10 protein-coding genes are annotated in these 21,747 nt (G+C 45.7%); 7 read left to right on the top strand and 3 right to left on the bottom strand.

What is annotated here, in order from left to right; all coding sequences use genetic code 11:
• Nucleotides 1-36: 36 nt before the first annotated feature.
• The 6 genes from FAM09_RS29600 (at nt 37) to FAM09_RS29625 (ending at nt 13,894) form a co-directional block, all read left to right on the top strand.
• On the top strand, nt 37-849 hold the full coding sequence (locus tag FAM09_RS29600) for a hypothetical protein (RefSeq protein ID WP_136580791.1): 813 nt from the start codon (nt 37-39) through the stop codon (nt 847-849).
• Nucleotides 850-947: 98 nt separating this feature from the next.
• Nucleotides 948-8,804: an RHS repeat domain-containing protein gene (locus FAM09_RS29605; RefSeq protein ID WP_166437312.1), complete on the top strand. Its 7,857-nt coding sequence runs from the start codon at nt 948-950 to the stop codon at nt 8,802-8,804.
• Nucleotides 8,779-9,987: a hypothetical protein gene (locus tag FAM09_RS29610; RefSeq protein ID WP_136580793.1), complete on the top strand. Its 1,209-nt coding sequence runs from the start codon at nt 8,779-8,781 to the stop codon at nt 9,985-9,987. Before FAM09_RS29605 ends, FAM09_RS29610 begins: the two co-directional genes overlap by 26 nt.
• 87 nt (nt 9,988-10,074) lie before the next feature.
• Nucleotides 10,075-11,622 (top strand): DUF5977 domain-containing protein, encoded by a 1,548-nt coding sequence (locus tag FAM09_RS29615; protein ID WP_136580794.1) that lies wholly within the window; start codon nt 10,075-10,077, stop codon nt 11,620-11,622.
• Nucleotides 11,623-11,639: 17 nt separating this feature from the next.
• Nucleotides 11,640-12,188: a hypothetical protein gene (locus FAM09_RS29620; RefSeq protein ID WP_136580795.1), complete on the top strand. Its 549-nt coding sequence runs from the start codon at nt 11,640-11,642 to the stop codon at nt 12,186-12,188.
• A gap of 35 nt (nt 12,189-12,223) precedes the next feature.
• On the top strand, nt 12,224-13,894 hold the full coding sequence (locus tag FAM09_RS29625) for a LamG domain-containing protein (protein ID WP_136580796.1): 1,671 nt from the start codon (nt 12,224-12,226) through the stop codon (nt 13,892-13,894).
• A gap of 130 nt (nt 13,895-14,024) precedes the next feature.
• Here FAM09_RS29625 and FAM09_RS29630 read toward each other — a convergent pair whose 3' ends face one another.
• The 3 genes from FAM09_RS29630 to FAM09_RS29640 form a co-directional block, all read right to left on the bottom strand.
• The gene (locus FAM09_RS29630) at nt 14,025-15,746 is read right to left on the bottom strand and encodes an IlvD/Edd family dehydratase (protein ID WP_136580797.1); all 1,722 of its coding nucleotides are present in this window, start codon (nt 15,744-15,746) and stop codon (nt 14,025-14,027) included.
• 211 nt (nt 15,747-15,957) lie between these two features.
• Complete coding sequence (locus FAM09_RS29635; RefSeq protein WP_136580798.1) at nt 15,958-17,496, bottom strand: SusD/RagB family nutrient-binding outer membrane lipoprotein; 1,539 nt, start codon at nt 17,494-17,496, stop codon at nt 15,958-15,960.
• 11 nt (nt 17,497-17,507) lie between these two features.
• A complete protein-coding gene (locus tag FAM09_RS29640) occupies nt 17,508-20,681 on the bottom strand; it encodes a SusC/RagA family TonB-linked outer membrane protein (RefSeq protein WP_136580799.1) in 3,174 nt (1,057 codons plus the stop codon).
• Nucleotides 20,682-20,858: 177 nt separating this feature from the next.
• On the opposite strand from FAM09_RS29640, the gene FAM09_RS29645 reads away from it, so the two are divergent.
• Nucleotides 20,859-21,743, top strand: coding sequence for a helix-turn-helix transcriptional regulator (locus tag FAM09_RS29645; RefSeq protein WP_136580800.1), 885 nt, complete (start codon nt 20,859-20,861; stop codon nt 21,741-21,743).
• Nucleotides 21,744-21,747: the final 4 nt, after the last annotated feature.

The raw sequence follows: 21,747 nt of genomic DNA on the forward strand, positions 1-21,747 counted from the left end.
AACAGATCGATATATCTTAAAATAAAACTGGTAACAATGATCTTGCTTTTGTGCCTGGGTATGCAGGCGCAAAAAAAGCGCGCCCGTAATAGCAATGGTAATGATACGCTCGTGGCTATGCGTGATTTTGTGCACGTGTGCAATGCATACAAGCAATTGCCTTTATACCTCAATATGGAAATTATCGGTACCACCAATTTTATTACCGGTGAAGACGATACCACCCGTTCAAATGCCGTTTTTTATATGAAACCTGGAATAACATATATCCGGTTCGGAGAAACAGAGCAACTGGTAAATGATTCCATGGCATTGCTGGTAAGCAGTAAACTGCAAAGAATGATCCTGTATTCCAATGCGCAGGCTGTATTGCAGCGGATGAACGCCATAACCGGCATATTGCAACAGGATACTTCGTTACAGAATATGGCCAAAATATATTCAGCCCGGTCGTCGGGAGCTGAAGAGCAGGTGGCCTCCATCACGTTAACGGGCAGGAACATTTTGAAAGGCACTTCACTGCCTAAAGAGTCAATTGAATTACAGTACGACCAAACAAAAAAAGAACCGTTGAAGGTGACCGCCCTGAAAAGAGCATTGGTGCCTTTATCGGAAGACGATTATAAAGCACTGCACGCAAAAGGGGAGATGGAAGATAAACTGCTGACCATTGAAGGGATAGGACATTGCCTGGTAAAAGAGCAGATGGTGAGTTTTGTGTTCAACAAAATTGCACATGATGCTGCCATGGCAGTGCCTGCAACCATTGACGATAGAATTATAAAAAATGGGCAGGGCGAATTTATGCCGGTAAAAGCATATGAAGGATATGCTGTTACTCAAAACTAATAACCATTATTCTACTTCACGCACCAAGATAAACGCTTATGACAAGCAATTTGCGAAAAATAGTTTCAGGCCGGTTTGTTTCAACGATCATTAAAATTATGAGCAGATGCATGAGGCAGCCATTGCCGGCCATGCTGCTTGGAATTGCTATAATAACGATCCATCAGCGGGCATGGGCCGCCGGTGATGATGGGATTGAGGACGAACCTCTTTTTTCGATCCTTGCCGGTTCCCCTACGCTTTATGAAAACGCTATGCTTTATGAAAACACCCCGGCATTATTGCAGGATAATGCTACGGCCGACCTGACGTTTACGCAGGGATATGAATCGGATAAAAAAATTAAAAATATCATTACTCTAAGCCTGTGGGAAGAAACGCCTGAGTTTCTCCCTGATAGTTTTACGGCTACCGTAACAGTGAGAATTCAGTATGGTGTAAGCGCTGGGGCGTTAATGACCCCTATAGACAAGCAATTTGAGATTACCTATAACAAGCGCGCCGGCGTAAAATATAATGCAAAGCAATACTTTAGTTTTGAAGGTGCACAATATGTAAAGATCACAGTGTTGAATGTTAACGCACCTACGGTGAATGGTTATTATACCAGAAATGCGCTGGTGTTGCAAAACGAAATGCGGGTAACGCGATACTATAATACCTTAAAAAACGGTGTAACGCCAACTACTTTTGCCACTGTTCAACCGCAGGCAGGTGATGATGAATTGAGTGTTAACTGGGTATGGCCCCAGGATGCCGGATATACACATACCCAACTCGAATGGACGTGGCTGGAAGATGAACTGGCGCCTGCCAGCATTGACTATGATCTATTGTTTAAAAACAATGCTACGCGCATTGACCTGCCAGCAGGCTTCCTTTCTTATAAAATTCCGCTTTTATACGGCGACACCGGAAAGCTGTATTGCAGAATACGGGCCGTAAATATTAATAAAAACGGTAGCCGCACTGATGGTCCCTGGAGTACACCTCAAATAAGATCGTTTATTGGTCATAACCGCGCATTAAACTGGCAGTCTATGATCACATTTTCGGAAGACGGCAAACGGAAAGCAGTTGTTCAATATTACGATGGATCGTTGCGCAGCAGGCAAACCGTAACCAAAAATAATACTACCAATACCATTGTAACGGCTGAAACTTTTTACGATGGCCAGGGACGGGCCGCGGTGGCGGTATTACCCGCTCCCGACACCAGTAAAAAAATTGCATACAAGCCAGGCTTGAACCTGTTTACTTCCAATACGCAGCTCAACCTGGTTAACAACCAAACCCTGAGTGATGATCCGGCGAAGTACTTCGATATGCAACCCATTGCAACGGCCACCAGCATAACGCCGGCTTTAAATACCAATGCAGGAGCATCACAATATTATAGTGCAGGCAATCTTGAATTAAGTGCCGGCGCCAATGTGCATATACCCGATGCAGAAGGATATCCATATACGGTTACCCGTTATATGCCCGATGCTACCGGCCGTATTATGTCCCAAAGCGGGGTAGGAGCTGCTATGCAATTGGGCAAAGGGCACGAAACCAAATATTTTTATGGCACGCCTGCACAGGTAGAACTGGATGGTTTGTTTGGAACTGAAGTAGGAAACTATACCCATTATTATAAAAACATGGTGAAGGATGCGAACGGGCAAATGAGTGTGAATTATGTTGATATGCATGGCCGCACCATTGCTACGGCGCTGGCGGGCGATCCTCCAACTAACCTGGTGGGGCTTGATCTGGCTAACCAATATCCATACGCCCAGGGAGGTACGCTTGCAGCGGACCTGACATTGAACACGGTTACCGGTGGCGACCAAAAAGCAACCAATGCTATTTTCCTTGACCCGGGCTTTGAATCGAATGCTGAATTTTCAGCAGAGATAGTGCCGCAGACCAGTGCCTCTCAAGTTACCCGGAACCTGTTAGATAAAAATTCGAATATTACTAAAAATAACAGCATAGAAGCCATCAACAGCTTGTTAGTGCCGGCTACTACCAATTATTCTTTCATATATGAATTAACTCCGCAAAGCTTACAGCTTCCTGCCTGTACAGGCCCCTCGGTTTGTTATGATTGTTTGTACGACCTGGAAATATCCATTACAGATGAAACGGGCGACCAGGATCCCATTATAAGAAGATTCAAAAATGTAAGCCTGCGGTCGGGTGATGATTGCAGCAGCGGCTCCGCGCCGTCTGTTGTGAAAGATACATTTATAAATGTTTCCAATATTGCCTGCGATACCATTATAAACCATCAGATAAAATTCTGTGAATCGCTGCAACCGGGCTCTTATACGGTTCGTAAAACTTTAACCATCAGCGATTCGTCGATGCAGGCGTATAAAGACCTGTACCTGACCAAAGGGCTTTGTAAAACAGAACAGCAACTGATAGATTCTGTTTATGCTGCATTGCTTACCGTATCTACCTGTGACGATGAGCCACCGGCTAATACTTGTACCGACTGTTTGACGAAACTGGGTAACGAAAACGATTATCGTACTAATTACCTGATTTCTATCGGTAATCCGGCCAGCGTTCCTGATGACATAGAAAAGCAAATAGCCGCGGGTTATAAGGCCGCTAAGCTCAATTGCGAAAAGCTTTGTAATACCACTTCGCAGGTACTGGCTACCAAGCGGCTGATGATGCTGGCCGATATGGTGCCTTACAGCGGACAGTATGCAAAAGAAACCGGCAGTGGTGAAATGTACTATAAGTATAATATTTTCTCAACTGCCAACACTTCTTCATTTTCCCAGCCTTTTTATAAAACACCACGCAACAGCAGCGGGCCCGACTTATATCGCACCAGCAATGGTACGGTTGATTATGGTATTCAGCCCGACGGTACGGTTGCAAACCTTGCTACAACCACTCAGGAGGCATTTGCCGATCAGTTTGCTCATTCCTGGGCCGAGTCATTATTGCCTTACCACCCTGAATACGGTAAGCTGGTATATGCAGAAAACAATCTGACTACAAGTTATAACTGGATAACAACCTTTAACAATACGACCACCTATGCTGACGCTGTTTCCAAAGGATATATCTTTACAGCAGATGGCAACCTCAGCGATCCTTTTTATTCCCAGGCAACTAACTACAGGGCCGATATAGTAACCAAAATAAACAGTAATTACAGGCAGAACCTGAGCCTTTGGCAGATTGCATATGGTGATGCAGCCTGTAAAGACATAATAGATCCTGCGCAAAAGAACAGTTGTTTCCAGAATGCGCCTAAAACGCCGGCTGCCACAACAAGTCCTTCTTTTAATAGCATGACTACAGCTCAAAAAGACCAGGCCTGGCAACGATTCAGGAGTTTGTATGCGATGGAACGCGAAAACCATTTAAATAGCTTTGTTTCAGATAATGTAGCGCTGGCAGATAACCAACAACTTATAGATCAGGGATACCTGTTACATTTTGCAAGCAATGATCAAATGGCGCAGCAATATGGAAACAACCAGCAATCAACAATAGGCGAAAACAGTTGGGCGTGGTATCCCACCACGCCGGGCGGTGCGCCGAACATCAATAATATACCAGAAGCTTCAAACCCAGCCCTGATCTATGCCAGCCGTTGCAATAGTTATATTGGGCAATGGGTAAAATCGATCACACAATGTACGGCCCTCATCGGTAATCCCGATAGCACCCAGATCGTAAATCTCATCACGGCTGGTATGGTAGATGTTTGCCAGAGAGGTAGCGATGCGGCGAATCCTTTTGGTTCATCCACTATAGCGCCCGGTGTTGGTGGATCACCAGACAGTTTTGAACAGGTGATCAAAAATGTATTTTTACAATACAATATTGCATGGGATAATTTCTGTAATCCTTTTGTGATTGAATTTCCCAAGCCATACAACAAAGGCCCTGTGTTTACAAAGCAGGTAATAGCAGCCGTAGATACCTGCAATTGCAGCCGGTTCGCCAAATTGAAAATTGAAGCACAGGAAAACGGAGCCAATCCGGCGATCTTATCTTCATTCAATCAGTATTTAAAGTCTAAATATCGCGACACGCTTACCCAGGTGCTGTACGATGGGTTGGTAAAAGGCTGTCCGCAGATAGGTACTACCACTTGTTATGATGCGATGGTTCCCACAACCATGGCTTGTGGCAATACACCTCCCTGCGGATGCGAATTTGTATCATCCAGTGGAAATAATTGTAATTATAACTGTCCGCAAAGGATCTGTAACACGGTAAATCCCTATCCGTTGACCAGTGCGCAGCCAATGCCCGATTTTTTAAATTGTGGATTTGATGCGAAGGGATGTGTAACCTGTGCAACCCTCAGCAGCCTTACTGCAGACTTTAAAGCGCTGATGCCAGCACCCTATAATGCTGGGCCAGTGTTTGCCGACAGCAATCTTACCGCAACGAATATCCGCGATAATATTGCATATGCCCAATTCCTGAATTACAGAACCGGATTGCAGTATACGTGGATGGATTATGCGAAGGCGGCGGCCGCTGCCGGATGTAACCTGGCAAACTATAGCGGCAACAGTGGCGCTACCCAACCGGTGATTTGTGCCGATACGCTGCCTTTGAATGATGCAACCGACATGTATTTACCAGAACAACCCTGCCAGAAGGTATATAATATGGCAGTTGCCCTGGCACAGCAACTTTATGATCAACGGATGCAGAACCTGCTGGCCAATTTTGAAGAGCAGTATCGCGCCAAATGCCTGGCTGTACAGGATATTGAACAATTTTCTGTAAAATATACCAGCAGGGAATACCATTACACACTGTATTACTATGATATGGCCGGTAACCTGGTAACAACGGTTCCGCCCAAAGGCGTACATCCTAAATACGACGATCAGTTTCTTACCGATGTAAAAAATGGCAGAACGACCAATACCAGGGTTGCGCCTCCGCATACTTTCCTTACTAATTACCGGTATAATAGTTTTAATAAAGTAATAGCTCAAAATTCACCCGATGGCGGTACCTCAGCATTCTGGTACGATAATCTGGCCAGAATGGTTATAGGTCAAAACGCACAACAGGCGGTGGACGGCAAATACAGTTATACCCTGTTCGACGATCTGGGCCGTGTTATAGAAGTAGGACAGAAGCCGCAAAGCACCGGCATGTCTCAGACTATTAGCCAGAACATTGCGTCGCTCGACAACTGGTTGAATGCAAGCGGCGGCGTTAAGGAACAACTTACCATTACTGCATACGATAACGCTTATCCTATTCTGGTAGGAACTTATATGACCCAGCAGAACATGCGCAACCGGGTAAGTTACAGAGCAACCAAAAAACTGGCTACGGATGGCCTGCATTATACGGCGATTTTCTTTACCTATGATATTCACGGCAATATAGATACGGTGTTGCAGGATTATAGAGACATTGCTGAAATGACTGGCAGCAACAACCGGTTTAAATTAATGACCTATGATTATGACCTGGTAAGTAGTAAAGTGCGTTTGTTGAGTTACCAGCCTGGCCAGCCTGATGCCTTTTATCACCGGTATACATATGATGCAGAAAACAGAACGGAAAAAGTAGAAACTAGTCGGGATAAGATATATTGGGAACGGGATGCAGCTTATCGTTATTATAAACACGGTCAGTTAGCGCGCACTGAACTTGGACAGATGCAGGTACAGGGTGTAGACTATGCCTATACCGTGCAGGGCTGGAAGAAAGGAATAAACAGCACAACTATTGGTGATGGGGCTTTTGATATTGGGCAGGATGGATTTGCCAGCAGCAATAATACCAAGGTAGCAAGAGACGTATTTGGTTTTGCCCTGCATTATTTTGATGCTGTAAATGGTAATACCTGGTCGGATTATTCACCGATTGGCGGAACATCTGCATTTGCAAAACCCGATGCCGGTAGCAGTTTTGTTTCGATGTTCAACGGCAATATCGGTGGCATCAGTATGAACAATGCAGGTTTTGCTAAGGCCGATGCGGGTACAACCAATACATTACCGCTATTCTACAAATACCGGTACGACCAGTTAAACCGCCTCGTAAGCATGCAGGCTTATAAAGGCCTGAATACAGCTACCAACCAATGGAGCGCCATTGCCATGAACGGGAACGATTATGCTGAATCCATTACCTACGATCCCAATGGAAATATACTTTCCTACAACCGCAAAGGCGCGCCGGAAATTGGCAAGCCGGCAGACATGGATGCGCTGACCTATAATTATGATGCGAATAAGAACCGCCTGAATTATATTCATGATGGTGTTACCAGTATGTATACGGAAGATCTGGAAGCGCAAAGTGTTAATAACTACACCTATGATGAAAATGGAAATTTAAAATCAGATTTTGCAGCAGGGATCACCGGAATTACCTGGACTGCCTATGGGAAAATTGCGAGCATTTCCAAAGGAAGTAACACTACTACATTTACCTACGATGCCTCTGCCAACCGCATTACGAAAACGGCAGATGGAACAACAACCATTTATGTACGGGATGCTACCGGGAATGTTATGAGTGTTTACACAAAACCAACGACCGGGTCATTGCAACAAGCAGAAATTGATCTGTACGGCGCTGGCCGTCTTGGTATAACGACCACCACCAGCACCGATACGGCGTTGACACAAAGTTTGGACGCTGGCTATGGAGTAGCAATAATATCTACCTTTACGCGGAATGAAAAGATCTTTGAATTGAGTAATCACCTGGGGAATGTATTGGTAACAGTGGGAGATAAGAAAATACAACATAGCAGTAATGGAACAACCGTAGATTACTACAACGCCGATATCTTCAATGCCAATGATTATTATCCATTTGGGATGCTAATGCCCGGAAGAACCTATGCAGCAGCAGGCAGCTACCGATACGGTTTCAATGGTAAAGAGAATGACAATGAAATAAAAGGGGAAGGAAATCAGCAGGATTATGGAATGAGGGTATACGATCCACGGATCGGTAAGTTCCTTTCAGTAGATCCGCTCACCGCCAGTTATCCCTGGTATACTCCGTACCAGTTTGCAGGTAATAAACCTATAAACAGTATTGACCTGGATGGCATGGAAGAGTATGCCACTTATGACGACTATGCGAAAGCTAAAGGCAAAGATGCCCTTAAAGTGATGGATGGATCTGATGGCGCCTGGTTGGAATCGGATAGGAAAGAAAGAAACCCTACCTGGTCAAATGCCATGGAAGCCATTACAAAGAACGGTTGGAGCGATAGATTGAGAGATAATCCCGGAAAAGCGGGTCGCTTTACAGCACAGGGTGAAATTGGATCTGCTTTTGAGGTGGTGCGTGATTATTACCTGTGGGTACAAAGTAAAGTAGATGCGTTGGGTTATAAAAGCAGATGGGCGAAAGGAGCCGCCTATTTGGTAGATGAGCTGGCGGATACCTACGAAGATTTCGGCGTTACGTCGGGAGGTATGTTCCCTAAAATGGGAAAACTTTTAAGGGATCTGAATTTTGGGATAGCAGATTACGCGGTAAAGAGGTTTCATGATCTTTTTTACGAGGGAGATGTAGCCAAGGGGAATTCTTACCTGGCCTGGTATAAATGGGATAAGGAATTTATAGATCGTGAGCAAGGACCAATAGCGTTCGAGGTATATTCAACTTATGCTGGAAAATCTGAGTTAAACAGCCTGAACAGTCTATCGAGAAAAAGTGGTTTGTTCATTGCTGCCGGGCCAGTCTCTAAGCATTTTTTCCCTAATTTTTCAAAATTTGATGATATTCAAGGAGAGGGTAAAGCAGAAGTAAATAACGCACAAACAATTTTTGCCGAATTTTATCGAATAAATATCCCCATGTTTATGCTTTATCCTTCAACGCATGGAACGATGTCGGGTATAAAATTAAATAGTGTCCAGCAGACACAGGTAAATGACGCCTATAAAGGAGTAAATGAATTTTATGAGTCAAGTAAGATTAATAAATAAATGGCTTCCATTGGTTCTGATATTTACAGGCGTAGGCTGTAAATCTGGACAAAAAACTGATCCTGATTTTTATGATCAGTTTTTTGCCAGCAGAATTGATATAAAAAAAACAGTTACGGATTCACTGAAAAAAGTGAATGTAACAGACTTTTCAATAATAAAGGCGGTGGTGCAGGGGGATGTTTTTACAGGTTTGGCAAAACCCTTTAATGACAATTATTTTAATTATTTTATTGTAACTGGTAATTTGAAGAGCAAGCGTATACAGGTTTTTCCAAACCCCTTTAAACGGCTGAATTATAGTAGTGTTTCTTTTGCAAATGCCGAAGGAAAATTATTTGCCATCTCCGTTACGCATCCTGAAACATTATACAGGTACGACTATTCAAACAGAACGCTCGATTCATTTGATGTGTCGGGTCTTAAGTTGGCTGATCCGGGATCATTATTGGTTTTTAAAAACAAAGTTTTCTTTTCCTATACCCCTTATGGATGTATGGTATTCGATCTGGCATCGGGAAAAACCATTGATCTAAGAAATCAGGGCATTAGGGTGGTTAATTATCGTTATGCAACAATAGCATTTCCGGTTACTGATAGTGTTAATATTATATCCGGCACAAGAGCAAGCGATAATGAGATTTCCCTGTTTTGTATAGATTCCCAGTTAACGAAGAAATGGGAGTTTAAAATACCAGAGGATTTCCGCATCCGGAATTTTAAGATCGCATCATACAATAATGGGTACCTTATTATGAACGGGTCGGAACTGGCATTTATTGAAAAGGCGAAGCCTGGATATATATGGCGTAAAAAGATTGATAATATGCTGGATTTAATAAAGCTATCAGATAGTAATGCTATAGTAATTTCTAAAAATGTAACCACAGGAAAAGCATCCATTATGTATAATGTAGATGTAACCTCTGGAGAAAACAAATGGGAGGTTGAAATTGGAAATGCATACTTCATTGGTAAACATATCGGCCTTGCCGATAAAGGGCTGATCATTGTCAGAAATGATAGTAATGTATTGGCTATAAACAGGTACAATGGTAAAGTAATGCAATCGTATCCACATGAGAATTCCGATAACCTGTCATTTGATTTAATGACAGATGCAATAACCGGCATTAATTATTATTACAGTAGTAGTGGCGTTATTTATTGGAGCAGCGAGTAAAGATTAAAACAACCAAAATTAACCAACCCTTCAGGTAATCGTATCTGTATGCATTTTAAGCCATCGAACCAACTAACAATTTATAACATGATACCCTGTAAGCGTATCCTTCTTCAATTTGCAGCTTTGATGTTAATGTGCGTAATGGCCCATGCTGCAGGTGACCATAAAAAAGCGGATGCACCCATGGCGATCAAATTCGCCGGTTATATATTTAATGCTACGCAAACCGTGACACTGGGCGCTACACCGGCAATGCTGGAAGCTTCAGAGGCCCTTGGCAGTTGTAGTGGCGGTTTTCTTTACCAATGGCAGCAGTCAACCGACGGCATTAATTTTACAAATATCAGCGGAGCCACAGGACTTAATTATCAACCCGGCGCTATAACGCAAAAAATGTATTACCGGCGAATGGTATATTGCGGCGAAGAGACTGCTTACACCAATATAGCTACAATTAGTGTGCAGCTCGACGGAGGATGTATTTCCTCTAAAATCCAATTCCTGTTATTTGGCAGCATACCTGCTACTATTGTGGCCTCTGCCGCCAATTATGGCAGTGATCCGGCTAATTACAAATACCAATGGCAGACCTCTACCGACAATATTGCTTTTACCAATATTACTGGTGCTGTATCTCAAAACCTCAGTTTCAGCAGCCCGCTGTCGCAAACAAGCTGGTTTCAAAGAAAAACAACCTCCGGTACAACAACGGTAACTACTTCAACAAGTGTAAAAGTAGTAATGGCTAGTACGCTTTATTACAATGTAGTTAAAAGCGGCTCCTTTACCCGCAATAATTGCGGAGGCGGCGCATCAGGCACAACGGTTACCTACACCGTAGCGGCCAATACCTATGTAACGGATATCAGCCAGGCCGATGCCGATGCACAGGCGCAGAACGATGTAAATGCCAATGGACAAAACTATGCCAACACCAATGGGCAGTGCTATTGGTCCAGCGTGGCAAAGAGCGGCACTTTCACAAAAAATAACTGCGCTTCGGGCGGTACCGGAAGTCAGGTTACGTATAACGTGGAAGCAGGCGCTTACACGTCAACCATCAGCCAGGCCGATGCCGATGCACAAGCGCAAAACGAGGTAAATGCCAATGGGCAAACCTATGCTAACAATAATGGGTATTGTACCTGGTACAGTGTAGCCAAATGGGGTTCGTTTACCCGCAATAATTGTGGTTCCGGCTATACAGGTTCTTCCGTTACCTATACCGTACCGGCAAATGCGTACACTTCAACCATCAGCCAGGCCGATGCCGATCAGAAAGCACAAAACGATGTGAATAACAACGGGCAAACCTATGCCAACAACAATGGAACCTGTCAATCTTCTACCGTAAATGTAAATGCAACTAACTGGACCTCTGCCTACTTTACGGCATCATTCACCAATACCGCCACCAATACAACATATAACTTTTCTATAACGCCAGGTATGAATGGCAATTATCGTGGCCAGATGCCGGCGGGAACGTACAATGTAAATATTTACCCCAGCGGTGGAAGTGCATTATATGAATGGTGGGTGGGCAATTATTATTCAGCCGGGCAAAATACGTTTACTGTATCCGGGTTATCATTTAATTGGGATTTTGACATTTCAATAGCGGATTATTAATTTCGAATTACTATTTTATGATAAAGAAGATCATTTTTAGTGTATTGCTTTCAATGCAGGTTATGGGGGCATTCTGTCAGGATTTTTACTCCCTCTCGTTTAAAGATAGCCAGAATAACTCCGTTAGCCTGCAGTCGTTCTCAGGTAAAAAGATCGTGATAGCAGTATTTGATGCAGCACATCCCAATGAAGAGTTCCTGAAAAAACTCGACACGCTGTACCGCAATAACAGCAGCACCCTGCAGGTGATTGCTGTTCCGTTATTGGATTTTGGTAAGGCCATCAGCAATGATCGGCTGACTGCCCTGTACAACCGCCTGCAATTAGTTTTTATTATATCACAGCCTGGTAACGGCAAAAAAGTAAGTGGCGGTGAGCAGCAGAGCATATTGCAGTGGGTTACCAACAAATCGGCTAATAAACATTTTGATAATGATGTGGAAGAACCCGGTCAGCTATTTGTAATCGATGAAACCGGTAATTTATTCGCAGTAATGAAAAGCAAGGTTTCGCCAACAAGCGCTGCCATGACCCGGGTTATTTCCACGAAGTTTAAAAAGCCGTAACAAGGCTTATCGTATTCAACAAATAAAACCATCTTATGAAAATTCAACATGCCCTGGCCTGGGTAGCTGCTATTTCCTGCAGCGCCAGTTGCCGCCGGGATCTGGCGCTTGAAAGTAGCGTCACCGATGAAAAGCAGTCGATAGCCAATGCAAGGTTGTCAGCTTATGCCATCAATGGCGCAGTAAGTCCTTACGATAATATGGTGTTAGCCGATGACCCGGTTGCTTTTTGGAATAAAGGTTCGGCAACAGACATTACCGGCCATGGACATACAGGTATTTTAATGAACGCGCCCTCTACCTCCGCCATGCCCAATGGCGACCGGGCATTATTGCTGAATGGCATTAATCAATATGCCGAAATAGATCATGCTGCTGCGCTTACTGTATCAGCCACCGGTATTCTCACTCTCGAAGCCTGGGTGCGGCCCGATGTGCTGGAATTTCCTGATATGGAAGGTACGGGTTATGTAAACTGGATGGGTAAGGGAGAAGCCGGGCAGCATGAATATGTATGCAGAATGTATGGGCAGAACCCAACCGGCAACGATGCAGGCCGTACCAACCGCATAATAGGCAATGCATTTACCTTGACCGGTCAAACTGCTGCCGGTTCCTATTACCAGCCGGCTTCCGACTGGGCGCTCACTCCCGGTGAATGGATCCATTACATATTTATCATTAATAAAAATGCTGTTACCGCACAACAACCTTACGGCTATACGAAATTGTATGTGCAAAGAAGGAACAGCAGTGGCGAATTCATCACTTTCCAGGACCAGGACGCATTAAATGGCAGCGCATTGCTGGCTGGTACTGCTCCATTTAGAATAGGAACACGCAATATGGATTCCCACTTCAAGGGCGCCATTGGTAAAGTGGCCTTGTATAACTATGAGCCCGATAGCGCCCGGTTAATGGAGCATGGTAAAAAAATGTACGATTACGATCATCTTATATTATCGCGTAATCCCGTTGCATACTGGAACACGGCCGGTAGAGATATTACCGGTCATGGTCACCTGGGAACGCTTTTATTCAGCCCGGGTGTAACAACAATGCCTAATGGCGATGCCTCATGGGTGTTTGATGGCATTTCTCAACGGGTTGAAGTGGCCGATGCGCCTGATCTTTCCATACCTGCTACCGGTATTCTAACTATGGAAGCCTGGTTACGCCCCGATGTGCTTGACTTTGACAGCACAGAAGGCACCGGTTATGTTCATTGGGCAGGCAAGCGCGAAAACGGCCAATGCGAATATGTTGGAAGAATGTATGGGCAACATCCAACAGGAGAGGATGCAGACAGGTTGAACCGGATCTCGGGCTATGCATTTAATTTACCTGGTAGCAAAGGCGCGGGGTCTTATTACCAGGCTGCTGCCAACTGGCCCGTGCAAACCGGCGAATGGATCCATTATACGTTGATCATTAACACGGTTGATGTATCAGCGGCTTACCCAACCGGTTATACAAAGTTGTATGTACATCGCAAGAACAGCAACGGAACTATTATTACCTTCCAGGATAAAGACGCACTCATCGGGTACAACATTATTCCAGAGGCAGGTACTGCGCCCTTCCGCATTGGCACGGCAGACACCGGCTCATTCTTTCAAGGCAGTATTGGCAAAGTGGCGCTGTATAATTATGAGCTGAGCGCTGCGCAATTACTGCAACATGCGGAGCGAATATTTAATCCGTAAAAGAAATTACCAGCATAAGAAAAGGGTGTATCAGGTTCGATACACCCTCTTTTTATGTCCCTATTAAACTGTAATATCAGGATTGCTTTTGGCCCTGCAGGTCAAGCTCGATGTTCACTTTTTCGGAACTCTAATGCAAATCCCTCACCACCTCAGCGCCCGACCCACCGCGTAACACGTCGAGGTCGGCGCCAAGGTGGGCTTGCTGCACATGATCAATATAAAACTTTACATAACCACGTGTTGCCATGGGCGTGGGTGGTTGCCAGTTTGCTTTGCGTGTAGACAGTTCTTCATCCGAAACATCGAGGTGCAACTTTCTTGCCGCCACGTCCAATTCGATCATATCACCGTTCTGCACCAATGCCAGCACACCGCCTATCGACGATTCGGGCGAAACATGCAATACCACCGTGCCACCGGCGGTACCACTCATGCGGCCATCCGAAATGCGCACCATGTCTTTAATGCCTTTTTTCAGCAGTTTCATCGGCAGGTCAACATTGCCCACTTCGGGCATGCCAGGATAACCTATGGGGCCTACGCCTTTTAATACGATCACGCAATTTTCATCGATATCAAGTTCGGGATCGTCTATGCGTGCGTGATAATCTTCTATGTTTTCGAAAACCACGGCGCGGCCACGGTGTTTTAATAGATGGGGGGAAGCGGCAGATGGTTTAATGATAGCGCCATTCTCGCACAGATTGCCTTTTAAAACGGCCATGCCGGCTTCTGGTTGCAATGGCTGCATCGGTGTTGCAATCACATCGTTATTATAACAGGGTGATACCGCACAATTGGTGCTGATGCTTTTTCCATTAGCAGTAATCGCCTTATTATGCAGATAGGATTCCATTTCCCTGATGATCACGGGCAATCCGCCGGCATAATAAAAATCTTCCATCAGGTATTTGCCCGATGGCTTTAAATTCAGTAACAGCGGCACTTTGCTGCCGATGGCATCAAAATCTTCCAATGTCAAAGGCACCCCGATGCGACCGGCAATCGCAAGCAAATGAATAATGAAATTGGAAGAACCGCCAATGGCGGAATTAATGACAATGGCATTTTCAAAAGCGGAGCGGGTGAGTATCCGCGATAGTTTCAGGTCTTCCTTTACCATTTCAACAATGCGCCGGCCACTCAATTGCGCCATCACTTTTTTGCGGGCATCCACTGCCGGAATAGTAGCAGCGCCAGGCAACGTTAATCCCAGCGATTCTACCATACAGGCCATGGTGCTGGCCGTACCCATGGTCATACAATGGCCCTGGCTGCGGGCCACACCGGTTTCCACTTCAAGGATATCCTGTGCCGTATAATTGTCTACGCCCTGTTTTTCTTTAATCAGCCAGTTAAAGGAACCGCTGCCAATACATTCTCCGCGAAAACGCCCATTCAACATGGGACCGCCGGGTACTACAATCGTAGGCAGGTCAACACTACATGCGCCCATTACTGTAGATGGCGTGGTTTTATCGCAGCCGGTGAGCAGCACCACGCCGTCGATGGGATTGGCGCGAATGCTTTCTTCCACATCCATGCTGGCCAGGTTGCGGAACAACATGGTGGTGGGTCGCATAACGGTTTCGCCCAACGAGGTAACGGGAAATTCCAGCGGAAAACCGCCAGCTTCTATCACGCCGCGTTTTACTACTTCGGCCAGGTCTCTCAGGTGGCCGTTGCAGGGCGTTAGTTCACTCCAGGTATTGCAGATACCAATGACAGGTTTGTTTTGAAAATAATCGTCTGGGTAACCTTGCGTACGAAACCACGACCGGTGTACAAATCCCATCTTGTCTGATTTACCAAACCAATCGTGACTTCTTAACTTTTTGGAACTACTCATTTCTAATTATAATTTTCCTGTAAGTGTTGCTTTTCTGAATGTAAGAACAAGTTACCGGTTGCCAGTTACCAGATAATCTTTGCAAGCTTCGCTAAGGGCACTCCCGGGTTAAGAGCCTGGAACCCGGTAACTGGTACCTGGTAACCTGAACTATGTAACTTGCAACAGATCGTTACCAACAGTGAATCAATTTACATCACATAACATTCTTTCACGGTTTATCCCACCACACCCTCGTACTCAATTTATCCGCTCCCTGCCGGGCAATCGATTCATTCACGTTATCGGTATTCACACTCAGTTCCGACGTAGGGTAGGTGAGCCGCCTGATAAAAGTACCATTCGGAACATCCGGATTATTGGGTTGTCCGTAAGGATTGGGCGTCAGCAACGGAAAACCGCTTCTTCGGAAATTAGCAAAAGTTTCGGGTCCGTTTAAAAAAGAAGCGATCCAGTATTGCGTATTGATCTGTTGCATTTCACTGCCGGTGGTCAGCGGGTTGGCTGCAATATAAGTATCGCGATTAACAGCGGAAACGGCGGAATTGGCGTCGTACAGCGCCAATTGGTCCATATGTGCTTTAATTCCGTTAGCGAAATATTGGGCGGCGGTGCCACTGCTGATCCATCCGCGATGGCGGGCTTCAGCCAGCAACAGGTTGGTTTGTGCCGCAGTTACCAGGAACACCGGCGACGAGATCTTTACCATTCGTCGGCGGTCTACCTGGCTGTATTCATAAAAGCTTACCAGGCCATCGGCGGTAGCGGCAGTGACAATAGTGCCGTTGTCTTTCCCGATGGGCATGCCTATTTGTTTGGTAGGATCGGTAGAGCCGGCGGCTACCGTTTGACCCGCGCCACTTGCCGCGCCTACATACCGGATAGCAATGGATTGAAGCCGTGGGTCATTGGTACTTTTTAAATGGTCAACAAAAGGTTTGGTGAGGTAAAAGTTCGCTGCTTCGCTACCGTTAAGCGTATTGCCGATTGGTTGCGTGAAATTAGCGTCGTGACGGATGTAAGCGTTGTCGGCATTGTCGGTAATGACGCCGCCGTTTACCGCCGCCTGCACCGTACTTTGCGCTTTCGCCGCGTCTATTTTCACTAAACGCATACCGGCGCGCAACATTAATGAATAAGCAAATTTTTTCCATTTAACAATATCGCCGCCGTACAGCACATCGCCGGTTTCAATATTGCTTGTGGTACTTAAGGCCGCTGCTGCTTCCGTTAACTCCTGTATGATCTTTGGGTAAATATCCTGTTGCCGGTCGTATTTAGGGAACAGAACGCGGTCTGATAATCCCGCGCCGGCTTCTGAATAGGGAATGTCGCCATATTCATCGGTCAGGATCATAAATACATACGACTGATAAATGCGTGTCATATTGTACATGTTGCTCCGTGCTTCAATATCTTTTGACCGTACCAACGCATCGTGCGTATTCTTGATCACGCTTTGATAGTAGGCCGTCCATAGGGGTTGCGTTGTTACATCGCGGCTGTCCTGGTTGAAATTGGCGCCTGCCAGCACACCGCCATTTGGGGTTACCATCTGTTGTACAATGCCTACATCAAATACCAGTGATTTTACGGGAAACGACGTATTAATGACCGCCTGGTTCAGCAACAAGGCCGGGTCAAGTGCGGTAGGACTTGTTTTATTAACGTTAAGATCTGACAATCCTTTTTCACAGGAAGCTGTGGCAAATAAACAGCAGACCAGTATATAGTTTACAATCTTTTTCATGATCGAAGGTGTTAGAATTTAATATTCAAATTCAATCCAAGGCTGCGGGTAGTGGGCAGGCCGGGCGATTCAAGTCCCACCTGGTTATCGGAGCCGAAGCCAAATGTTTCCGGATCGATATTGTCGACCCATTTCTTTAACAGCAATACATTGTTGGCTACCAGGTCGAGTTTCACGCCTTTGACGGGCCATTTGGCCGGAAGGTGTTTGGTGAGATCATAGCCCAGCGACACCTGGCGCAATTTCCAGTAGCCACTGTTATAAACAACCGATTCCACGATCTGCTGGGTGCGCAAATGTTCCCAATAGGTTTGTACCGGGGATATGGCGTTGTTGGGATTGCCATTCGCATCCACACCGGCGCCTTTTACGCCACCTACGCGGCCTACCAGCGTTCTCTTGTGCAAGCCGTGCCGCACGGCATTGAAGTTGGTGCCTGACAACATTTTACCACCCAGCTTGTAATCTATGAAAACAGTGAGGTTAATGCCTTTGTAATTGAAGGTATTCAGAAAACCGCCAATCCATTTGGGCAGGGCGCTGCCAAATAGTACCAGATCGGGTGTTCGCTGCGGTAAACCGTTCGACTGGAATATCTGTTGTCCTTTTACATCCCGTGCATAGCCGTAGCCCGCAATCTGACCTATTTCCTGGCCCACCACATGCCTGGTTTCGCCATTGAACACATGGAGACCGGTGGTAATACGCTCACCCGGTTTGCTGGTGATAATGCTTAGTACTTTGGTAATGTTGTAAGAGGTGTTGGCGGTAAACTCCCATGACCAATCTTTCGTTTTTACCGGCGCCAGGTTCAGCATGGCTTCAAACCCGTAATTGCGGCTTTTGCCACTGTTGATGGGTGTATTGAAATAACCCGAGCCATCGGAGATCTGCGCCAGTACGATCTGGTCGCTTGTGATCTTCCGGTAAGCGGCCAGGTCTACATTCACGCGGTTGTTGAACATCCGCATTTCCAACCCAACTTCCGTTTCGGCTACCCGGCTGGGTTTTAAGTTAGGATTTGGCAAGGTGGTAGCGCTGACGGTTCCCGTAATAATATTGCTGGTGCCTACGGGTACAGGAGTATTGTTGGGGTTGTTAATGAAATTGGCATTAACCGAATAGAACAATTGATCGGCATAAGGCGCTACATCGCCATCACTACCCACCTCGGCATAACCCAGTCGCACTTTACCAAAGTTCAGCCAGCTTATAGTGGGCAGGTGTTCTGAAAATACATAGCTGCCCGAAACGGATGGATATAAAATACTTCTATTAGCCGGTGACAGGGTACTGAACCAGTCGTTACGCACCGTGCCGGTTACATAGAAGGTTTGCTTCCAGTTGAATTCGGCGGAACTGTACAACGAATTCACGCCCTGTTCTATCAATGTATACACCGGGTCCTTGGCCCTTCCATTCTGCACAGTGTACAAACCCCGGATGATAAAATCTGTTACCACCACGTTGTTAATATCGGAACGTTTGCGCATGCGGTTGCCCCCGCCGTTTAGATTCAATTCCAGGTTACCGAATTTTCTATTGGCATTCACCAGGAAGTCGAGGTTGGTTTCGCGGAACCGGCGCGATTCCTGGGTGAATACACCATTCACAAAGCCGGGTGGTGCAGAGGCCCTGGAAGCCTGACCGGTTGGAAAATTATTAACGTCTTCATCGCGCGACCAGTAATCCTGGCCAAAGCGGCCTTGTACGCTCAGCCAGGGCAGGATGTTATATTTCAATGCCACATTGCCGAATACCCGGTCGCGTTTGATATTATGGAACTGGTCTGCCAATACCCAGAAGGGATTGGTGCGGTTAGTGAATCTTGTCCAACTGTACTCATTACCTGCAGCATTGTATTTATTTTCGTTGAGCACTTGAAGCGGCATGGAGGTCGCAAGCGCCATCAGGGTAGTAGGTATGGAGTTATCCTGGTTGGCAATGTTGGGTGGGTTCTTATTGATCTCCCTTGAGTAATTAATATTTCCCGATACCAAAAATTGTTCAGACAGGTTATAGCTGAAACCCAGGTTCATGGATTTTCTATTGAACGAATTGTTTGGCATGATGCCCTTGTTGTCGGTATTGTTCAGCGACAGGCGCAGGCCGCCTTTGTCGTTGCTGGCTTCAAATGCCACTGTGTTCGACATGTTCTGCCCATGCCGGTAAAATTCCCTGATGCGACTGCCTTGTGGCTGGTAGGGAACGGTGAGATTATTGAACAGGATGTGCGTCATGCCCGGTGTAAACTTTTCACCGAACGACCATTGACCCGATGTTGGGTTGGGCGCCGTAGGTCGAATGCCATTCTCACCCTGACCGTATTCATTCTGATAATCAGTAAAATCAAGTGGCGTGTCATTGGTGTAATTGCCGTTATAGGTAACGCCGATGCCTTTTGTCTTACCTTTCGTTTTTGTCGTTATCATGATCACGCCGTCCTTGGCTCGAGAGCCATACAACGCCGATGCCGGCGCCCCTTTTAATATGGTCATGCTTTCAATATCATCCGGGTTAATACTCGATAACCCATCCCCGCCATCAGCGAATATGCCGCCGCCTTTAACAGAGATCGTATTGTCGTTGAAATTGGTATTGTCAACCGGTACGCCATTGATAACGATCAGGGGATTGTTTTGTCCGGAAATAGACGATTGGCCGCGAATGCGGATCTTGGATGTGCCACCTGGTCCGGTGCCCAGGGACGAGATATTTACGCCGGCCACCTTGCCTTGCAGGGCATTCATGACATTGCTGGTGCGGTTCACGCTCAGCTCTTCAGGTTTAACGTTGGTGGCTGAATAACCCAGGCTTCGGGCCTGTTTTTTAATACCCAGAGCTGTTATGATCACTTCGCCCAGGTTCTGGTTGTCGGCCGTCATCGACACATTCACAGTTGTGCGGCCCGCAATGTTTACCTCAATGCTTTTATATCCTACAGAACTGAACATTAGCGTGGCATCGGCCGGGGCCGCAATGCTGAATTTACCATCATTGTCGGTGGAGGTTCCCTGTGTTGTGCCTTTTATAATGACAGAAACCCGTGACAGCTTCGTTCCTTTTTCATCCGAAACAGTACCCGTAATAGTTTGCGCGTACGTTACGGAAAAAAATAATTGAAAAGTGAAGAGCAGCCATAGTGCCACAAAGCGCGATGGCCTGCCGTTGCGATACTTTTTCATACCGGCAAGTTGTTTTGGTGATTAATCGTTGAGCCACAAATTATCAGGTATTGGAATGAAAAACTTCCAAAATAAAACTGTGTTGAATTTTGCACCTCCGGCACGAATAAATTTCCTTTCTTTATGTAAGGTCTCACAAGATGCTTCGATTGCGCCACGATAAGTATGTAAAGCCATATGAATCAATTTCTGCTACAATATGGGAAATCGCCAGAACTGCTATTGTTCCCACATATTCTTGAAGTGGGATTAAGAAAGAATGGTTCTATCCAGTTTAACACCTTTCTAACTACAGCCACAGATGGATTGAAAATATATCACATATTAGAAGGCAGGTTCGAATGGCGGATCAATCAGCAGCCGCATGTTTTTTTTCCTGGTGATGTGGCGGTTATATTGCCTGGCACACCGTTCGGCAGCGATAAAGGCGCGCTGGAGATCGGATCCTTTACCTGGATTCACCTGGGCATTCAAAAAGAAAATGGGCTCATTCAATTCGGTAATTGGAGCAGCTTATCCGACAGCGAAGGCGCTGCTATTGGTAAGATCTTATTATTGAACCCTTCACCGGTCCTGAGCCGGTTCAATGAGGCCGGTAAAATACTTAAATGCATCCATGCAGAACTATGCAGTAAGGAAGTGGCGTACCAGGCACGCATCAATCACCAGATTGATGAACTGTTGATCCAGGTTACCCGCCAAATGACGCGGCAAAACCATTCCGTTCGTGACTTTCCAAAGACATTTATGCACCTGGAAGAAATGTTGCGTCAGAACCTGGCGCATCAATGGACTGTGGAAGAAATGGCTGCCCTGGTGGGGATGGGTACCACTTTATTCACGGAGCGGGTAAAAAGTTATTCTGGTTTTTCGCCCATCAATTACCTGATCAATATTCGAATTTCCGAAGCCATTAAATTATTGAAGCAACCCGATATAGCGGTGACCGATATAGCGTTGGACACGGGCTTTTATTCGTCGCAACATTTTTCCACCACATTTAAAAAGCTGACCGGTTACCGGCCAAGTGAATTCAGAAAAAATCATTTGCGTACTACCTAATTAC

The organism is Niastella caeni (genome assembly GCF_004834005.1).
GTDB lineage: Bacteria > Bacteroidota > Bacteroidia > Chitinophagales > Chitinophagaceae > Niastella > Niastella caeni.